Annotated in this window: 14 protein-coding genes; 1 reads left to right on the top strand and 13 read right to left on the bottom strand. The window is 64.1% G+C overall.

The window, feature by feature from the left end; genetic code table 11:
- Position 1: 1 nt before the first annotated feature.
- The 7 genes from AC0NIE_RS30345 to oiaX all read right to left on the bottom strand — a co-directional run bounded on the left by AC0NIE_RS30345 (position 2) and on the right by oiaX (position 8873).
- Positions 2–1009: a dihydroxyacetone kinase subunit DhaK gene (locus tag AC0NIE_RS30345; protein ID WP_473486046.1), complete on the bottom strand. Its 1008-nt coding sequence runs from the start codon at positions 1007–1009 to the stop codon at positions 2–4.
- A 188-nt stretch (positions 1010–1197) separates the two neighbouring features.
- Positions 1198–3480 (bottom strand): xanthine dehydrogenase family protein molybdopterin-binding subunit, encoded by a 2283-nt coding sequence (locus tag AC0NIE_RS30340; RefSeq protein ID WP_473486201.1) that lies wholly within the window; start codon positions 3478–3480, stop codon positions 1198–1200.
- A 9-nt stretch (positions 3481–3489) separates the two neighbouring features.
- Positions 3490–4476, bottom strand: a complete 987-nt coding sequence (locus tag AC0NIE_RS30335) for an FAD binding domain-containing protein (RefSeq protein ID WP_473486045.1) — start codon at positions 4474–4476, stop codon at positions 3490–3492.
- 3 nt (positions 4477–4479) lie between these two features.
- On the bottom strand, positions 4480–5139 hold the full coding sequence (locus tag AC0NIE_RS30330; RefSeq protein ID WP_473486044.1) for a 2Fe-2S iron-sulfur cluster-binding protein: 660 nt from the start codon (positions 5137–5139) through the stop codon (positions 4480–4482).
- 29 nt (positions 5140–5168) lie between these two features.
- Entirely contained in the window at positions 5169–5948 is a 780-nt protein-coding gene (locus tag AC0NIE_RS30325; RefSeq protein WP_473486043.1) for a helix-turn-helix domain-containing protein, read from the bottom strand.
- 335 nt (positions 5949–6283) lie between these two features.
- Entirely contained in the window at positions 6284–7618 is a 1335-nt protein-coding gene (locus tag AC0NIE_RS30320; protein WP_473486042.1) for a four-carbon acid sugar kinase family protein, read from the bottom strand.
- Positions 7619–7622: 4 nt separating this feature from the next.
- Positions 7623–8873 carry a 3-oxo-isoapionate-4-phosphate decarboxylase OiaX gene (oiaX, locus tag AC0NIE_RS30315; protein WP_473486041.1) on the bottom strand — a complete coding sequence of 417 codons (1251 nt, stop codon included), beginning with the start codon at positions 8871–8873 and terminating at the stop codon, positions 7623–7625.
- Positions 8874–9014: 141 nt separating this feature from the next.
- Between oiaX and AC0NIE_RS30310 the strand changes: the two genes are divergently transcribed.
- A complete protein-coding gene (locus tag AC0NIE_RS30310; protein WP_123146913.1) occupies positions 9015–9728 on the top strand; it encodes a transcriptional regulator NanR in 714 nt (237 codons plus the stop codon).
- A 1-nt stretch (position 9729) separates the two neighbouring features.
- Here the strand turns inward: AC0NIE_RS30310 and apnL are convergent, their stop codons facing one another.
- From apnL to AC0NIE_RS30280, 6 genes are all read right to left on the bottom strand, one after another.
- Positions 9730–11568: a D-apionate lactonase gene (apnL, locus tag AC0NIE_RS30305; protein ID WP_473486040.1), complete on the bottom strand. Its 1839-nt coding sequence runs from the start codon at positions 11566–11568 to the stop codon at positions 9730–9732.
- A complete protein-coding gene (locus AC0NIE_RS30300; protein ID WP_473486200.1) occupies positions 11565–12599 on the bottom strand; it encodes a Gfo/Idh/MocA family protein in 1035 nt (344 codons plus the stop codon). The genes apnL and AC0NIE_RS30300 overlap by 4 nt, the downstream gene beginning before the upstream one ends.
- A gap of 2 nt (positions 12600–12601) precedes the next feature.
- Positions 12602–13666 carry an ABC transporter permease gene (locus AC0NIE_RS30295; protein WP_473486039.1) on the bottom strand — a complete coding sequence of 355 codons (1065 nt, stop codon included), beginning with the start codon at positions 13664–13666 and terminating at the stop codon, positions 12602–12604.
- Positions 13659–15215, bottom strand: a complete 1557-nt coding sequence (locus AC0NIE_RS30290; RefSeq protein WP_473486038.1) for a sugar ABC transporter ATP-binding protein — start codon at positions 15213–15215, stop codon at positions 13659–13661. Before AC0NIE_RS30290 ends, AC0NIE_RS30295 begins: the two co-directional genes overlap by 8 nt.
- The gene (locus AC0NIE_RS30285) at positions 15212–15886 is read right to left on the bottom strand and encodes a DUF2291 family protein (RefSeq protein WP_473486037.1); all 675 of its coding nucleotides are present in this window, start codon (positions 15884–15886) and stop codon (positions 15212–15214) included. Before AC0NIE_RS30285 ends, AC0NIE_RS30290 begins: the two co-directional genes overlap by 4 nt.
- Before the next feature lie 94 nt (positions 15887–15980).
- Positions 15981–16922, bottom strand: a complete 942-nt coding sequence (locus AC0NIE_RS30280) for a D-ribose ABC transporter substrate-binding protein (protein ID WP_095483864.1) — start codon at positions 16920–16922, stop codon at positions 15981–15983.
- Between the last annotated feature and the right edge of the window lie 56 nt (positions 16923–16978).

Here is a 16978-nt window from a genome sequence, read left to right as displayed (position 1 = left end):
TTCAGCCGGCGCGAAACATGGCGCAGTCGCAAGGATGGTCGAGCATCGTCTGCAATTCGCCGTCGAGATGCATCAGCGTCACCGAGGCGCCGGCCATTTCGAGCGAGGTGCAATAATTGCCGACCCAGGTCGCGTGAACTGACATGCCGATGTCATCGAGCCTCTGCTTGACGCGCCGGTTCATGATGTAGAGCTCCATCAGCGGCGTCGAGCCGAGCGAATTGACGAGTACGGCGACCTTGTCGCCACGTGCCGGCGCCATTTCGTCGAGGATCTTGTCCAGCATCTCATCGGTGATCTCGTCGGCGGTTTTCAGTTTTCCGCGCGAAATGCCCGGCTCACCATGAATGCCCATGCCGATCTCCATCTCGTCCGGTCCGATCTCGAAATTCGGCCGGCGGGTCTGCGGCAGCGAACAGGGCGACAGCGCCACGCCCATGGTGAAGGTGTGATCGTTGGCTTTCCGGGCGATACGCTCGCATTCGTCGGATGACAGCATCCGGTCGCACGCCGCACCGGCGGCCTTGAAGATGAAGAAATTGCCGGCAACACCACGCCGCTTTTGCCTCTGGTCAGGCGGCGCCGAGGCGACATCGTCGGTGGTCAGCACGGTGCGCACCTCGATGTCGTCCATCGCCGCCATCTCTGCGGCCATGTCGAAATTCATCACGTCGCCGGCGTAGTTGCCGTACATGAACAGCACGCCGGCGCCGCCGCTGGCCGCCTTGGCGCATTCGAGGATCGGGTCCGGCGGCGGCGAGGCAAAGACATTGCCGATTGCCGCCGCGTCGGCCAGCCCCTTGCCGACGAAACCGAGGAAGGTCGGCTCGTGGCCTGAGCCGCCGCCGATGACGAGACCGACCTTGCCCTGGCGAGGTCCATCGCGGGCAACAATCGAGCGTGGGCTGCCCTCCATGCTTTTGAGATGGCGGGGATGCGCGGCCAGAATGCCCTCCAGCATCTCGTCGACAGTGCGGTTGCCGTCGTTGATGATCTTCTTCGTCTGCACCGGCAGCCTCCCGATTTCGGTATTTTCGCAGATAGTACAGCGTGTTACCGGAATTTCCACCCGGGACGGACATTTCACGCGGCAATATGTTCCCGCGCGGCCAGGATCTGCATGCAGGCGTGGGCTGCCTCTTTTGCCCCTGAAGTGCTCGAAGAAGAAGCGGTGGGAAGAGCTGATAACTTGCCCCGTCAAATGGCGATCACCGGCAAGGCAGGCAGCAGCTTGTCCAAGGTGATGGGAAATTCACGCACCCGCACGCCGGTTGCGTTGTAAATGGCGTTGGCGACTGCAGCCCCTGCACCGCAGACGCCGAGTTCGCCGAGACCCTTCGCGCCAAGTGGATTGGCCTTGTCGTCATGCTCCTCGAGGAAGACGACCTCCATCTCGGGGACGTCGCCGTTGATCGGGACGTGATACTCGGCAAGGTCGTGATTGACGAAGTGGCCATAGCGCGGATCGAGCACCGTCTGTTCCATCAGCGCCGCACCGATCCCCCAGGTCATGCCGCCGATGATTTGCGAGCGCGCAGTCTTGGCGTTGAGGATACGGCCCGCGCCCATCACCGCCAGCATCCGGCGCATGCGGATCTCACCGGTGTCGCAATCGACTGCGATCTCGGCGAAATGCGCGCCATAGGAATGCTGCGAGTAAGCCTTGTATGACTGGGTGGTAGCGCCTGCGGCTATCGAGCCTTCGGCCTCGAACCCGTCGGGAGCGATCCGCCGGATGAGATCGGCCAGACTTGCCGACCTCTGGCCGACCCTCACCTCGCTGTTAGCAAAGCTCGCCTCGGTGGCGTTCGCACCACGCAACGGTGAGGCCTCGCTCGACTGCGCCGCCTTCAGGATCCGTTCCTTGAGGGCGTTGCAGTGCAGCGCCGACCCCGCGCTCGCCGCGCCCCAGGACCCGCCGGAGCCGGCGGTGCGCGGGAAGCGGCTGTCGCCAAGCTCCACTTTGATGGACGAGATCGGCAGACCGAGGCTGTCCGCAGCGATCTGGGTCAGGATCGTATAACTGCCGGTCCCGATATCCGTCATGTCGAGCCGCGCCGTCACCCGGCCGTCCCGGTCGATCGCAACCCGCGCCGTCGCCGCGCCGATGTAGTTGGGACGGATCGCCGCCGCCATGCCGTAGCCGATGAGCTTGCGGCCCTCTCGGGTGCTGCCGGGCGTCGGGTTTCTCCGCTGCCAACCGAAGCGGCGGGCGCCTTCCTCCATGCAGGCGACGAGGTTGCGGGTGGAGAACGGCACGCCGCGCTCGGGATCCTGTGCCGGTTCGTTACGGATCCTGAGTTCGATCGGGTCCAGGCCGAGCCGCTCGGCGAGCTCATCCATGGCGCATTCGAAAGCCAGCATGCCGGGCGCTTCGCCGGGCGAGCGCATCCATTCGCCACGGTTGATATCCAGCGGAACCAGGCGATGGCGGGTGACACGGTTCGGCGCCGCATAAAGCGAGCGGGCAAAAACTGCCGTTTGCTCGCAGTACTCCTCGAAGCTGGACGTTGCCGACCAGACGTCGTGCGCGATCCCGGTGAGCCGCCCGTCGGTGTCCGTACCGAGACGTACCTGTTGGATCATCTCTGCGCGGTGACCGGCATTGGCAAACATCTGTTGTCGCGTCAGCGCGATCTTGACGGGACGCTGCAGGACCTGCGCTGCAAGCGCGGCCAGGATTGTATCGGAATGGGCAATCAGCTTGGAGCCGAAGCCTCCGCCGATGAAGGGGCTGATGATGCGCACACGCTCGGGCGGAATGCGAAGCGTGCTGGCGACCCCCGCCCGGAAATTCGCCAAGGTCTGCGCCGATGTATGGATCGTCAGCTCGTTGCCTGACCAGGCGGCGAGCGTCGCATGGGGTTCCATCGGATTGTGATGTTCGAAGGGCGTCCGGTAAGTAACATCGACCTTGACCGGAGCCGCGGCAAAGGCGCTCTCGAAGTCGCCGACCACGCTGTCGGTCTCGAAGCCGGCATTGGTCCGTTTTGGTGCGTAGGCGTCGGCCATATGTCCCGGAAAATCGTAGAGGCCCGGCTCCTCGTCGTAACGCACTTTGATGAGGCCGGCGGCAGCGCGTGCCGCCTCGAACGTCTCCGCAACGACCAGCGCGACGGGTTCGTCATAATACCGCACCCGCTCGCTGTTGAGCGCGGGCCGGGCGCGCGTGAAGACCTCCGGCACGGTCGGCGTGACCGCTGGGCCGAAATCCGGCTGGGCCGGCGCATTCCGGTGCGTCATGACCAGCAGCACTGCCGGCGCCCGTTCCGCTTCGGCCGTGTCGATCTCGGCGATGCGCCCCTTGGCGACGGCGGCGCCGAGAATATAGCCATAGGCTGTACCATCCAGTGCATTCTCGTAGGCGTAGGTGGCACCGCCTGTCACCTTGAGCGGACCGTCGATGCGGTCGAATGGGCGCCCGATGACGCCGCTGCGTGTTTCGGAAGGACGGTTCTCGCTGGTCTTCGTCTCTGTCATCATGTCACCTCACGCACTTTCGACGGCAGCAGCGAGCGTGTGCCGCATCGTCCGTTTCGCCAGCGGGATCTTGAAATCATTGCCGCCATGTCCGACGGCTCCGGCGAGCGCGGCTTCGGCCGCATCGGTAAAGGCGCCGTCGGACGCCGCGGCTCCTGCGAGCGTGCGCTCCGCCTCCGTTGCGCGCCAGGGCTTCGCTGCCACGCCGCCCATGGCGATCCGAGCGCTTCGGATACGATCGCCGCTTTTCTCGACGATTGCCGCCACCGACAGCAGCGCGAAGGCGTAGGAAGCACGGTCGCGCACCTTGCGGTAAACCTGCCGGCCGGGCGGCGGCGGCGGCAGGGTGACCGCGGCGATCATCTCGCCGTGGCCGAGCGCGGTCTCCACATGCGGCGTCGCCTCGGGCAATCGATGGAGATCGCCGATCGGGATCGTGCGGGTCTCGCCGCCGGGCGATATGGTCTCAATCCTGGCGTCGAGCCCGGCCATGGCGACGGCCATGTCGGAGGGATGGACCGCGATGCAGGCTTCGCTCGCGCCGAGTACGGCGTGCATGCGATTGAAGCCCTGCAGCGCCGCGCAGCCCGAACCTTGCTCGCGCTTGTTGCAAGGCATGTTGCGGTCGTAGAAATAGGGGCAGCGCGTGCGCTGCAGGAGATTGCCGCTGGTCGAGGCCTTGTTGCGTATCTGGCCGGACGCTCCCGCCAGCAGCGCTTGCGTGAGCATCGGATAGCGCGATCTCACCCGCGGATCGGCGGCAAGATCGCTGTTGCGGACCTGGGCGCCGACCCGAAGCCCGCCTGCCGCCGTTTCCTCGATTCGATCGAGCGGCAGCCGGCTGATGTCGACGAGATGCGCTGGGCGCTCGATCTCGAGCTTCATCAGGTCGAGCAGATTGGTGCCGCCGCTGATGAACTTGGCGTCCGGCCGGGCCGCGACCGCGGCAGCTGCCTGCTCAGCACTTGCCGCACGTTCATAAGTGAAGGACTGCATTGCTCACGCCCCCTCTGCCGCGTCGCGGATTGCAGCGACAATGTTCGGATAAGCGGCACAACGGCAGATGTTGCCGCTCATCCGCTCGCGGATCTCGGCATCGGTGAGGGCGACGGAAGTCGCCGCCACGTCGGCGCTCGCATGGCTCGGCCAGCCGGCCCTGGCCTCGCCCAGCATACCGACGGCGGAGCAGATCTGGCCCGGCGTGCAGTAGCCGCACTGGAAACCATCGCGGGTGACGAAGGCGGCCTGCACCGGATGCAGCCGGTCGCCCTCGGCAAGGCCCTCGACCGTGGTGATCTCGTCGCCTTCATGCATTGCGGCAAGCGTCAGGCAGGAATTGATCCGGCGCCCATCAACCAGCACCGTGCATGCGCCGCACTGGCCGTGGTCGCAACCTTTCTTCGAGCCGGTGAGGCCGAGATGGTTGCGCAGCGCGTCGAGCAGCGTCGTCCGCGGGTCGAGCTCGACGGCAAAATCCTTCGCGTTGATCCGCAGGGATATCGGCATCGTCGGCGCCGACGTCGGCGATGCGGCCGCCGCAACGGCGCCGGCCGGTTCCGCGTATACCGGTATACCGGTAGCCAGGAGCACGCCGGTCGCTACGCCGCCCTCCAGCACCGTGCGACGCGTCGGCCCGCTCCTGCTGTCTGTTTTGGCCATGCATGATCTCCCAGTGCCAGTTCTGTCACTCATCGACACTGGAGGTGGGAGTGCGCCCGGCGGCTTTCTTTCAAGAAACCGGCGTCAATGTCAGGATTCCGGAGAAGAATTACCCGATAGGCCCGAGGCGTCATGCCCCTGAGGCGCCGGAACGTCGTGGTGAAGTGGCTCTGGCTTGAAAAGCCGAGCCGAAAGGCAATGCTGCCGATCGACAAACCCGTTTCGCGCAGCAGTATCTCCGCTCGCCGCACGCGTTCCTCGATCACATAGGCATAGGGTGCAAGCCCGGTCGTCGCCTTGAAGCGGCGTGCAAAACTGTCGACGGCCATGTCCGCGACAGCTGCCAGCTCGCTTAGCGAAATGTCGGAATTCATATGGGCATCGATGTAAGCCCGAACTCGACCAAGCGCGCGACGGCTGAGACAGCCGTGACGTACAGACGGCTGTTGCTCCCGGTTCAGGTTGGCCACACGGAGGCTGACGAGGGCGACCAGATGCTCGACATAGGCAGTGTCCGGCTTGTGACCGAGTGCCATCTCGTCGCGAAGCGAACTCAGCAGCGTGGCGATCACCACGTCTTTCCTGTTCACCAGGATCGGCAGCTCTCTCAGGCGCTCGCATCCAGGAAGCCTGATATCGGGATCGATCCACAAGGCTGAGTAGGAGAGGTTTACATCGCGATAGAAGCCCTGCCGCTCCGCGCCTGCGGGGACGAAGGTGAGGGCTCCGGGACGGTCCATGCCGTCGTAGAGGGATCTTGCCTCGTGCCGGATAGATGTATGGGAGGTTCCGCCTTCGTCGGTCAGCACGATCAGATGATGAGGGGCTGTCCAGCGGAGTTCCGCCTCCCGGCACGCCCATCGCCGATTGTCGAAAACGATCGAGGAGCTGCCCCATGACGCGGTTTGCAGTGGCTCCGACTTCTCCTCCTGGCTCCGAACCCGTCCGTCGCCAAGCAACGGTCTGAATGACATCGCGGCATCCCGCTGGTTCACTCGGCGGGGCCGTGGCCAGCCCCGGCCTAAGCGTTCTGCGCCGCCCCGCCGCTACGCATACGGCGGTTTATGTGGGACAGGCATCGTGCGTTGGTAACCGCGCCGTGTTCAAGAAGTCGTGAGATCAGGCAAATCCAGCGCGCCTCCTGTCAGCCGCCGAGCCCATCGCGGATGGCGCAGAAATAGCGATCGGTTCCGACCTGGCCGCCCTTGAGGGCAACCTCCAATCCTTTGATTGCTTTGATGCGCGAGTGGGCGACGCAAAGCGGCGAGCCCGGCGAGGCGGGCAGCGGCATCCGCACCGTCAGCGCATCGACGCCCATCTGGCCGAGCGCATGGCTAGACGTGTCGCCGCCGGCAATGACCACACGCCGCAATTGCTGCTCGATCGTCAGCTTGCGAAGAAGCTCGCCGAGGCAGCGGCCAAGCTTGTGGCGCGCACCTTCCTGCCGGTCGATTTCGGCGCCCTGGTCGGCTGCGGGACCAAGCGCGGTGTAGACGACGACGCTGCGCCCGGCTTCCAGGCTGGCACGACCGCTTGCTGCCGCACGCGCGATCGCTTCATCAGAAAGCTCGGAAACGAGTTCGACAGGGTCCACTTCGATCCCGTCGAAACCGTCCGTCAAAGCATGGCGGATCTGTCGTTCCGTTGTCGGCGAGCAGCTGCCCGAGACCACCGCGATCCGGTCGGCCGCACCCGGCGGCGAAAAGCCGGGCTCGGCACGTACGGTCCCGTTAGACGCCCATTCGGCCAGCAGCGCATATTCGATGCCCGAAGAGCCGACGACGAAAGTGCCACCCGGCCTGTGAACCCGCCATATCTCCTTGCCGGCAAGCGCCTGAGTTTCCAGGCTGGCGATATCCAAAAGCACGATGTTGGTGCCATCGGCCAGCAAGCGATCGAACGCTTCCGATCGGGACGCCGACTGCAGCGTCGCCAGGTCGATCAGCCCCGAGCTGAGGTCTGTCTGCCGCGACAGATGGATCAGCAAATCGGATTCATCCATCGGTGTGGTCGGGTGGCGGCTCATCACGGGATGGCGATCGATGCGGAAATATTTGTCGCGATAGGCCGCGAACAGATGGCCGAAGGCGGTGTAGCGCTTGAGCTGCGGCGCGCCGACCACCAGCGGTACGCTGTCCTGGCTGAAAACCGAGCGGCCGATCTCGATGGCCCGGCCGATGCTGCCGATCGCCGGGCTGGAATCGAAGGTCGAGCAGACCTTGTAGTGACAGATCTCGGCGTTCAGCGTCTTCAGCCAGGCGAAGGCGCCGCGCAGATGCGTGTCCATCCATTGCGGCGTCTCGCTTCGGCTGGTGCCGGCCAGGCCGATGGCACGGCAATGCCTGAACTGCGACAGCAGGGCCTCGTCCGGCTGACGCATGAACAGCACGGTCGGCACGCCGCCGAGCTCGAGCGCCTCCATGACGTCGGTCGAGCCGGTGAGATCGTCGCCATAGTAGCTCAGAAGCAGGCTTTGCATGGCGTCAGGCCGCTTTGCCGCCGCCGAATTTCTCGATCGACCGCGCCAGTTCGGGGTGGCTCAGGGCGAAGTCCGCCAACGGTACGCCATCGACGGCGGCCTGCCAGGCTTGCTGCACGGCGCGCACGCCGGCGCCCGGTCCGTCAGGGTGGCTGACGATGCCGCCGCCGCAGAGATAGAGAAGATCGATCGTTCGGCCGGTTCGCCGGTAGGTTTCGGGGGCTTGTCCACCCCACTGGCCGGAGCCGGCGACCGGCAGCGCGCAATCATCAGGCGAAAAGATCGGCGTGGTCACCGCCTCGAAGGAACTGATGAAGGACCAGTCCGGCTCCCAGTATTTCGAAGCGATGCCGTTGATCTGGAACTGATCGACGCCGAGCAGCCGCCAGAACTGCTGCCAGACCTTGAAATCCATGCCGAGGCCGGGGTGACGGGTGAGAATGTCCCAGCCGTTGCGGTGGGCATGCAGCACCAGGCTGGAGCGCTTTCTCAGGAAGGCCATGCCGCCGAAGCCGATGGAATTGATGTTGACCACGGCGCAATTGCCGCCGGCCTTCGCCACCAGATCATGGTTGCGCATCATCTCGTCCGGATCGGCATGCGAGATGCCAAAGGCATACATCACCTTTTTGCCGGTCTTCTGCTCACGGTCGAGGACGAGCGGCATGATTGCTTTGACCCGTTCCGACAGCGGCGAATAGGCCGGGCTCATCAGCTTCTCGTCGTCCTTGATGAAATCGACGCCGGCGGCGATCAGCTCACCGACAATTGCGGCCGTTTCGTGCGGTCGAAGCCCCAGCGCCGGCTTGACGATCGTTCCGATGATCGGGCGGCCCTCGACGCCGGTCAGCCGGCGGCTGCCGGCGACGCCGAATTGCGGGCCCGGATGGGCTTCCCGGTATTCGTCCGGCAACTTCATATCGACGACGCGGATGCCGGACAGGCCCTTGATCGAAAAGGCGCCGGCGATGGCGATGGTCATCAGCGCCGAAAGGTCGGTGCCGATGGCATCGAGCGGAAACGCGATATCGACATCCGCGCGCTTGAAAGGCCCGACGCCGGCTTCGGGAAGGGACGGGCGATCGGCTTCCGGCAGATGCCTAATCGCCAGGACGCGCGCCGCCACCCGCGCCTTGAGCTCTTCGGTTTCGCCTGCCAGCGCGACGAAGGTTCCGGTCGACTGGTCGCTGGCGATCTTGGCCGCCAGCGCCTCGATGCTGCCTGACGTCTCGATGCGATAGGTGAGGGTGATCATAGTCGAAAAAAGTTCCCTGATCCTCGAAATCTGGTATAATGAGTACATGAGTATTGCAAGCGATATCCTGCTCGGCCGAGCATTCCGGGATTCGTGATGGCAATGCTAAACAGACACCGGTCAAGGGAGTGATTCGCGACGATGAACCGTTCGGAGCCGATCGTCCGGCGCAAACTTTCCGACGAAGTGTTTTTGAGACTGAAGCGCTTGATCACCAGCGGCGAATTGCAGCCGGGCGACGACATGCCGTCGGAGCGCGAGCTGATGGAGCGTTTCGAGGTCGGCAGGCCGGCGATCCGCGAGGCAATGCAGGCGTTGAGCAATATGGGCCTTGTCGCAATCTCGCATGGCGAGCGGGCTAAAGTGCTGCAGCTGACCGCCAAGTCGATCATCAAACAGGTCGACGGCGCGGCCAAGATCATCCTGTCGTCATCGAAGGACACGCTGGAGCACCTCAAGAACGCCCGCATCTTCTTCGAGCGCGGCATGGTCAGGGAGGCCGCCGAAAAGGCCACAGCCGAGGACGTTCAGCGGCTGCGGGCAACCGTTGCCGAACAGCGGAGCTTTCGCGGCGATTCCGAGGCCTTCATATCCGCCGACATGAAGTTTCATACGCAGATCGCGGCGATATCCGGCAACCCGATTTATGTTGCGGTCAGCGAAGCAATGCTTGGCTGGCTGAAGGAATATCACACCGAAATGCTGATCTGGACCGGCAAGGAAAAGTTCACGCTGACCGAGCACGAAGAGATCATCGGGCGCATCGAGCAGAAGGATGCGGACGGCGCCGAAAAGGCGATGATCAAGCACCTCGAGCGCTCACGCGCGCTCTATGTGATGAATTCCGGCAGCTGATTCACCCGATCCGGGTGATCGCGTAAGGCGTCATCACAAGGTGGCGTCGTTCGAACCCGGAAATATCAACCGTCACTTCGCTCGCCGTCAGGTTCGCTAGCCACATGACGTTCTTGCCCGAGGGAGAACGGGCGGCCAGCGTGAGCAGCCGCGTCTCATCGCTCGTCCTCGCCGCCACGTGCCTGAAGCCGGCCAGTTCGCAAAGCCCCTGCACGGCCCGGAAGATCGGCCTGGCGTCACCTTCGCCGACGGGTTCCCCGAATGCCGCCAGCACGCCGAGGGATCCGGTAAAACTGGACAGCGTGAGCATCTCCAGTCCGGCCGGCGCGACGCGCGCGGCGTAGCCGATCGTCCATGCAGCCGCGAACAGGCCGGCATGGCGGGGATCCCGGTCGGCCATGGCAATGCGCTGATTGTGCGGGTTGGCCTTGGTTGCACCGCCATAGGGGTTCTGCCGCATGGCGATGGTCGACGGGCCGATCCGGTAGGGTTTTGGCCCGAAGATCGCCCGCACCGATGCGGTGATGAACGGCAGCGCCTCCAGCGATTGCATGACGCTGAGATCGTCGGCGGCGTGCACGATCGGACAGGTGCAGTGGGTGACGAAATCGAGCAGGTCGGCGGGAACACGCTTGCGGTTGAGTTCGGTGAAATAGCTGAACATGCCGCCGCCGAGGCGGATGTCAGGGAAGGCCCGCCGCGCCGCGGCGTAAACGTCTTCGAGCGGCGGACATTCAGGCCATCCGCTGCCCGGCGGCGTCGATTGCCGGTCGACCGAAGGTGAAATGGCAATGTCTGAGAGCTTCAGCCCGGCCTGTCGCACCGCGTCGGCGACGCCTGAAAGCTCGGCATCGAGGTCACCCTCACAGGAAACGACGCATTCGAGCGTCGTATTGGCCGGGCAGGCTGCGGCGAGCCGGGCATAGGACTGCAAGGCCTCGAGGCCGTGTCCGCGCGTCGGATCATAGTGGAACATCAGCTGTTGCGGGCCGAGCGCCGACAGTTTCCGCAGGTTCGCAAGCGCTGCCTCGACCTCGCCCGGATGGATGATCACGCCGATATCCGGCAGCGCCGGTCCGGCTTCGCCGAGCACGACGCGGACAGGTTCGTCGGTTGCTGCGGCAGCCGGCACTTTCCCGTCGCCGGTCACACGCAGACTGATCGTCTGGCGCACGGTCTCGCCAGCACGCAGTACATAGGGCCATGACAGCGCAAGCGGCCGGACATAGGTCTTGTAGGAGGCATCCGACCAATTGCGCTGGTCCTCCATCTCGAACGCATCGCCTTCCATCCGGCATTCGGCGATGATGCCGGGCCGGACGTCATGGGTGATCGCCCGCAGATCCTTGAAAGGCTGCCAGGGGTCGATCAGGTCGGGAAGCTTTGTTTCCACCACGCTGCCGTCGGTGTGCTCGACCGTGACAGGGCTGCCGGCCAGGCCGGCGATCGGATGCAGGATGCAGAAACCGCAGCGATTGGTTTCGAAATCGCTTTCGGGGAGTGCGCTCACGTCGAAAGCCAGATGGCCGTCGGCGGAAGCCTTGATCGTCGCGCGAAAGTCGAGCCGGCTTCGCTCTGGTCCGGCACAACTTGCCGAATAGCTGACGGAGAAAGTGTCGGCGCCCTGGTCGATGACTAAATCCGTAAGCGCCGGCTCATAGGTGCCCCAGTCGCGATCCCGGACGATGTAGGCGATGGCGCGCAGCACTTCGATGCCGCCATGGCGGATGGTGCGCAGATTGCCGTTGACGAAGTCGGCGGTGAGCGCGCCGGCGCGCAGCCCGACCGGCTCGGCCTCGACCGCATGCGTGCCATAGAGGAGGAAGGCGTCGGCGATCATCTCAGCAAAGCGTCGAGCTGCACCGGTTCCCGGCTCGCAGCACCCGCATAGGCGGCCTCCACCAGCGCCAAAGTCCTAAGATTGTCCGCTCCCGAGGTTGCCGGCTCGGTCCCGTTCGCCAGGCAGTCGACCCAGTGCTTTTGAATGGCGACGACGCTTTCCTGGATGTTGTGCCATGGGCGCGATGCCCAGGGCAGCAGCGGCGGCGAGACGTCGCTGACCATCGTTCCGTTTCTGCCGGTCACGGTAAGCTGGTAATCTTGTGCAAGCCGGATCGTGCCATCGCTGCCGTCGATCTCGACCAGCGTCTGCGGAAACGGCTCAGTAGCGAGCTTGGTCGCATAGCTGCAATCGACCACAGACGTTGCGCCGCTCTTGTGGTCCATCAGCATGGTAGCGACGTCCTCGCCGGCAATGTTGGGATTAATGCGAGCAGTTCGTGTCGTGATCGTCGCCACGTCGCCCAGCAAAAAGCGGGCAATGTCGAGACTATGGATGCCGAGGTCTTCGATAATGAAACGCTTTCCCGTCGCCAGATAGGGCTGGCCGGAAAACACGTCATAGGCCGAGCGGAACGAGACCCGTCCGAAAAAGGGCGTGCCGATGTCGCCGCCGTCGAGCACGGCACGCACCGCCTGGATCGGCGACTGCCAGCGAAAATTCTCATGCACCATCAACGGCACGCCGGCGTCGGTGCAGGCCTTCACCATGGCCTTGGCGTCGGCAAGCGTCGGCGCGAATGGTTTTTGGCAGATCGCCGGAACGCCGCGCCGTGCTGCCATCTCGACGAGCGAACGGTGGCTCGGCGCGGTGGTGACGATATCGACGAAATCCAGGCTTTCGCCGGCAAAAAGTGCTGCCGCGTCGGTGTAGCGTCGCGCGATACCGAACTGGTCACCGACAACCGTGAGCCGTTCCGGGTCACGGTCGCAGACGGCGACGATCGAGACATCGGCGATGTCGCGCCAGGCGTGCATCTGGTTGACGGCAAAGAAGCCGCAGCCGATCAGCGCTCCACGCAGTTCCGCCACCATCAGCCTGCCTTTGCCATCTGCATCAGCGTCACGCGGCTCTGCAGCCGGCGCTGCGCCTGGTCGACGACGACGGCGACGATGATGACGAGGCCCTTGATCACCATCTGCCAGAACGAGCTAACGCCCATCATCACCAGCCCGTCGGAGAGAATGCCGATGACGAAGGCGCCGACGATGGTGCCGCCGATCGTGCCGCGGCCACCCGACATCGAGGTGCCGCCGAGCACCGCCGCTGCGATGGCGTTGAGCTCGAAGCTTTCGCCGGTCGCCGGGTGCGAGGCCATCAGCTCGGACGAGATGATCAGGCCGACGATCGCCGCGCAAAAGCCGGAGAACATGTAGACGAACATCTTCACCATGTTGACCCGGACGCCCGAAATCCGCGCCGCCCGTTCGTTGCCGCCGACGGCGAAGATGTGGCGGCCGAGCGGGGTGTATTTGGCCAGATAAGCCGCCCCAAGTGCTACGACGACCAGGATCCATATCGAGACCGGCAGGCCGAGCAGCCGGCCGGCGCCGAGAAAGCCGAATCCAGTCGTGCCCAGATCGGGCTTGCCGACGAGGTTCGGGAAGGTGCGGCCATCGGACGACAGCAGCGCTAGGCCGCGCGCGACGTAGAGCACGCCGAGCGTGGCGATGAACGGCGCGACATTCAGCCTGGTGATCAGCAATCCATTGACGGCGCCGATCAATATGCCGACCGCAAGTGTGATCAGTGCGATCTCGAAGACGTTGAAATAGATCGTGTAGCCGACCTGCAGGTCGATGCCGTTGAGCACGAGATAGCCGGCGACCATACCGCACAGGCCGACGATCGAACCAACCGACAGGTCGATGCCGCCGGTGATGATGACGAAGGTCATGCCCATGGCCAGGAAGGCGTTCAGCGCCACGTGCTTCGACATCAGGATCAGATTGGCGGCCGACAGGAAATTCGGCGCTGCGATCGAGAAGAAGATCAGGACGGCGATCAGCGCGATGAACGTCCTCAGCTTCATCAGCGTCAGCAGCACGGAGCCGTTCGAGGCGGAGGCAACAGAAGCCTTGGCCGGGATATCAGTCATGGGCGTGGCTCTCCGTGTGCGGGACCGGTCCGTGACCAAGCGCCGATGCGGCGACAAGTGCCGCCTCCGTTGCCTCGGCGCGATCGAACATGCCGGTCAGTTTTCCATTGCTCATCACCGCGATCCGATCCGACAGCGCCATCACCTCGTCGAGATCGGAGGTGGCGAACAGAATGCCCAGTCCGTCGCGGGACAGTTTGCGCATGGTGCGGAAGACGTCGGCCTTGGCGCCGACGTCAATGCCGCGGCTTGGTTCGTCCATCAGCAGCACCTTCGGTCCGGTGAGCAGCGCCTTGCCGATGACCACCTTCTGCTGGTTGCCGCCCGACAGCGACGAGACCTCCTGTGCCGGATTGGCGACCTTGATCGCCAGTTCCCGCACCATCTGCGTCACCGCCTGGTTTTCCTCGGCGGCGCGAATGTGAAACAGGCGGACAAACCGCGACAGGCTGGCCAGCGTCAGATTGCTGGCGACCGAGAGGATCGACACCAGCCCTTCGCGCTGGCGGTCCTCGGGGATCAGCGCCAGCCCGCGCCGGATCCGCCGCGTCGTGTCGCGCTCTCTGACCTTCTTGCCGGCGATGAAGATCGCTCCAGTCGCATGGCCGTGCCGTCCCATGATGCAGTCGAACAACTCGCTGCGTCCGGCGCCCATCAGGCCGTATATGCCGAGGATCTCGCCGGCGCGCAGCGACAGCGAGACATGATCGACCGCAAGCCCGCCGGTTACGCGCGGCAGGCAGATGTCCTCGGCGCGGAAGATCTCTTCGCCCGGAACATGGCCGTCGGCCTTGGCGAAGTCCTTGGCGTCAGAGCCGATCATCTGCCGCACGATCCATTGCGTGTCGACGTTTTTCATCGTCTCCTGGCCGGTGATGCGGCCGTCGCGCAGCACGGTGATGTAGTCGCCGATGCGGATCAGTTCCTCGAGCCGGTGCGAGATGTAGACGATCGCCACGCCGCGCGCCTTGAGGTCGGCAATGACCTTGAACAGGATCTCGACCTCCGCCGCACTCAGCGCCGAGGTCGGTTCGTCCATGATCAGGATGCGCGCGTCGAGCGAAACCGCCTTGGCGATCTCGACCAATTGCTGCTGGCCGATGCGCAGGTCCTCGACCAGCATATCGGGCCGGATGCCGGCTTCCAGGCGCTCGAGAAATTCCGCCGCGCGGCGCTCCTGTTCGCGGCCGTCGATCTTGCGGAACCGGTTGGTGATCTCGCGCGTGGCGAAAATATTCTCGGCGACCGTGAGATTGCCGAACAGGTTCAGCTCCTGGAACACCATGCCGATGCCGCGGCTCACCGCGTCCCCCGACGATGAGAAGGAAACCTCCTCGCCCTCCAGGAGAATGCGGCCGAGCGTCGGCTGTTCGACGCCGGCGATGATCTTCATCAGCGTCGATTTGCCGGCACCGTTCTCGCCGACCAGCACGTTGACCGCGCCCTTGCGCACCTCGAAATTTGCGCGCTTGACCGCGACGGTGCCCGAGTAAACCTTCGAGACGTCTTCCAGTTTCAGGATGACATCGTGATCGATGGCGGCATTCATGGCTTCGGCCCGATCTCTGCCTCCGCCGGCGTCACCAGCGGCAGGTCCTGGCCGCTGCCCATGGCATAGGCACCGACAACCCTAACACTCCGGCCCTCCAGCGCTTCGCGCGGCAGCTTGGAAAGCACTGTCCTGTCGGCATAGATGTTGAACGCCTTGCCGAACTGGGCGAAGTCGATCTGGTTGGTGAAATCGTTGAACTGGATGAAGTCGAGACTGTCGCGCAGCGCGGTGCCACGCATCGCCGGTCCGATCTGCACCCGCGCATCCGCCTTGCCGTCGCCGTCGGCATCGATGTCCATGGTCGCCGCGCGTGACTGTGTATTCGCCGTGACCACCTTGCCTTCGAGGCGAACCGCAAAGGTCCATGGCGAGTTCGCCTGCTTCTTCGGATTGCCATACTTGGCGCCGGCAGCCGCTGCATCGGCTTTCGCCAGGGCATGAACCTCGGGAAACGGTCCGGCCTTCTGCTGGAGATATGGCACCACCTTGGCAGCCCAGATATCGCCGACCATCTTGTCCGCATTGAAGGCCGGCGCTTTGCCGTCGTTTTCTCCGGATGGTGTCGGCAGGATCTTGCAGGCGGTCAGGCTGATGCCGACGGCAACGGCAAGCATCGGCGCGGCGAGGATCGGCCAGGCAACGGTCGGCCAAGGCAGCTTGTTCAACATGTCGGCTTGTTCGGCATGGCGGTCAGGGGCACCCAGCAAATGGAAGCAAGGGACGAGCCGGGAGCTCGTCCCTTGCTATTGATGTCACGCCGGCTCAGTTGGTCAGCGCGAAGGTTTCCAGCTTAGCGGCATTGTCGCCATTGATCAGGACGCAGTCCATCAGCTGCTTTTCCTCGGCCGGAGACTTCTTGTTCTTGATGAAGTCGTTGGCCTGCTCGACCGCCATCTGCGCCTGCGCATAGGCCGGCTGCAGGACTGTGGCCTTGATGCCGCCTGAGGCGATCGAGTCGCGCACGTCGTTCGATCCGTCGAAACCGACGACAATGACGTCCTTGCGTCCGGCGGCGGCAAGGGCGGCATAGGCGCCCATCGCCATCGTATCGTTGCCGGAGATCACGCCCTTGATGTCCGGGTTGGCCTGTAGGATCGATTCCATCTTGGAATAGGCTTCGGTCTGGCTCCAGTTGGCCGATTGCTGCGCCACCATCTTCAGGTCCGGATAGTCGTCGATGACATCGTGGTAACCCTTGGAGCGGATGCCGGCATTGGTGTCGGATTCCTTGCCGACCAGCTCGACGAAATTGCCCTTCTCGCCCATCAGCTTGACGAACTCCTGCGCGCCGAGCTGAGCGCCCTGGTAGTTGTTGGAGACGATCTGCGCGACGGCGACGCCGGTAGCGTTGATCTCGCGATCGATCAGGAACGAGGGAACACCCGCATCCTTGGCTTTCTGCACGGCGGCGACGGTGGCGTCGGCGCCGGCATTGTCGAGGATGATCGCCTTTGCACCGCGGCCGATCGCCGTGTCGATCAGCTCGGACTGCTTGTTGGCGTCGTCGTCATGGACAAGCACCAGTGCTTCGTAGCCGAGTTCCTTAGCCTTGGCTTCCGCGCCGACGGCTTCGGCCTTGAAGAATGGATTGTCGTGCGAAGGCGTAATGATGGCAATGAGATCCGCCGCGTAGGCGGGTGCGGCGGTGCCCAGCGCCAGCATGCCGGCGAAGGCCGCAAGTGTCATTCTGCGAGTGAGTTTCATGATTTCCTCCCATTTGAAAAAGCCTGTGCTTCCGCGGCCCAGGCTGAAATGCATTC

This window comes from Mesorhizobium sp. WSM4842, from assembly GCF_055901575.1.
The sequence above is the reverse complement of the archived record's forward strand: the minus strand, read 5'-3'. Positions and strand labels throughout refer to the sequence as shown.

What these genes read in the sequence shown, in the direction of transcription:
- AC0NIE_RS30340 (WP_473486201.1), bottom strand. Translation starts at nt 3,480, where the DNA reads ATGACAGAGACGAAGACCAGCGAGAACCGTCCTTCCGAAACACGCAGC.
- AC0NIE_RS30335 (WP_473486045.1), bottom strand. Translation starts at nt 4,476, where the DNA reads ATGCAGTCCTTCACTTATGAACGTGCGGCAAGTGCTGAGCAGGCAGCT.
- AC0NIE_RS30330 (WP_473486044.1), bottom strand. Translation starts at nt 5,139, where the DNA reads ATGGCCAAAACAGACAGCAGGAGCGGGCCGACGCGTCGCACGGTGCTG.
- AC0NIE_RS30320 (WP_473486042.1), bottom strand. Translation starts at nt 7,618, where the DNA reads ATGCAAAGCCTGCTTCTGAGCTACTATGGCGACGATCTCACCGGCTCG.
- oiaX (WP_473486041.1), bottom strand. Translation starts at nt 8,873, where the DNA reads ATGATCACCCTCACCTATCGCATCGAGACGTCAGGCAGCATCGAGGCG.
- AC0NIE_RS30310 (WP_123146913.1), top strand. Translation starts at nt 9,015, where the DNA reads ATGAACCGTTCGGAGCCGATCGTCCGGCGCAAACTTTCCGACGAAGTG.
- apnL (WP_473486040.1), bottom strand. Translation starts at nt 11,568, where the DNA reads ATGATCGCCGACGCCTTCCTCCTCTATGGCACGCATGCGGTCGAGGCC.
- AC0NIE_RS30295 (WP_473486039.1), bottom strand. Translation starts at nt 13,666, where the DNA reads ATGACTGATATCCCGGCCAAGGCTTCTGTTGCCTCCGCCTCGAACGGC.
- AC0NIE_RS30290 (WP_473486038.1), bottom strand. Translation starts at nt 15,215, where the DNA reads ATGAATGCCGCCATCGATCACGATGTCATCCTGAAACTGGAAGACGTC.
- AC0NIE_RS30285 (WP_473486037.1), bottom strand. Translation starts at nt 15,886, where the DNA reads ATGTTGAACAAGCTGCCTTGGCCGACCGTTGCCTGGCCGATCCTCGCC.
- AC0NIE_RS30280 (WP_095483864.1), bottom strand. Translation starts at nt 16,922, where the DNA reads ATGAAACTCACTCGCAGAATGACACTTGCGGCCTTCGCCGGCATGCTG.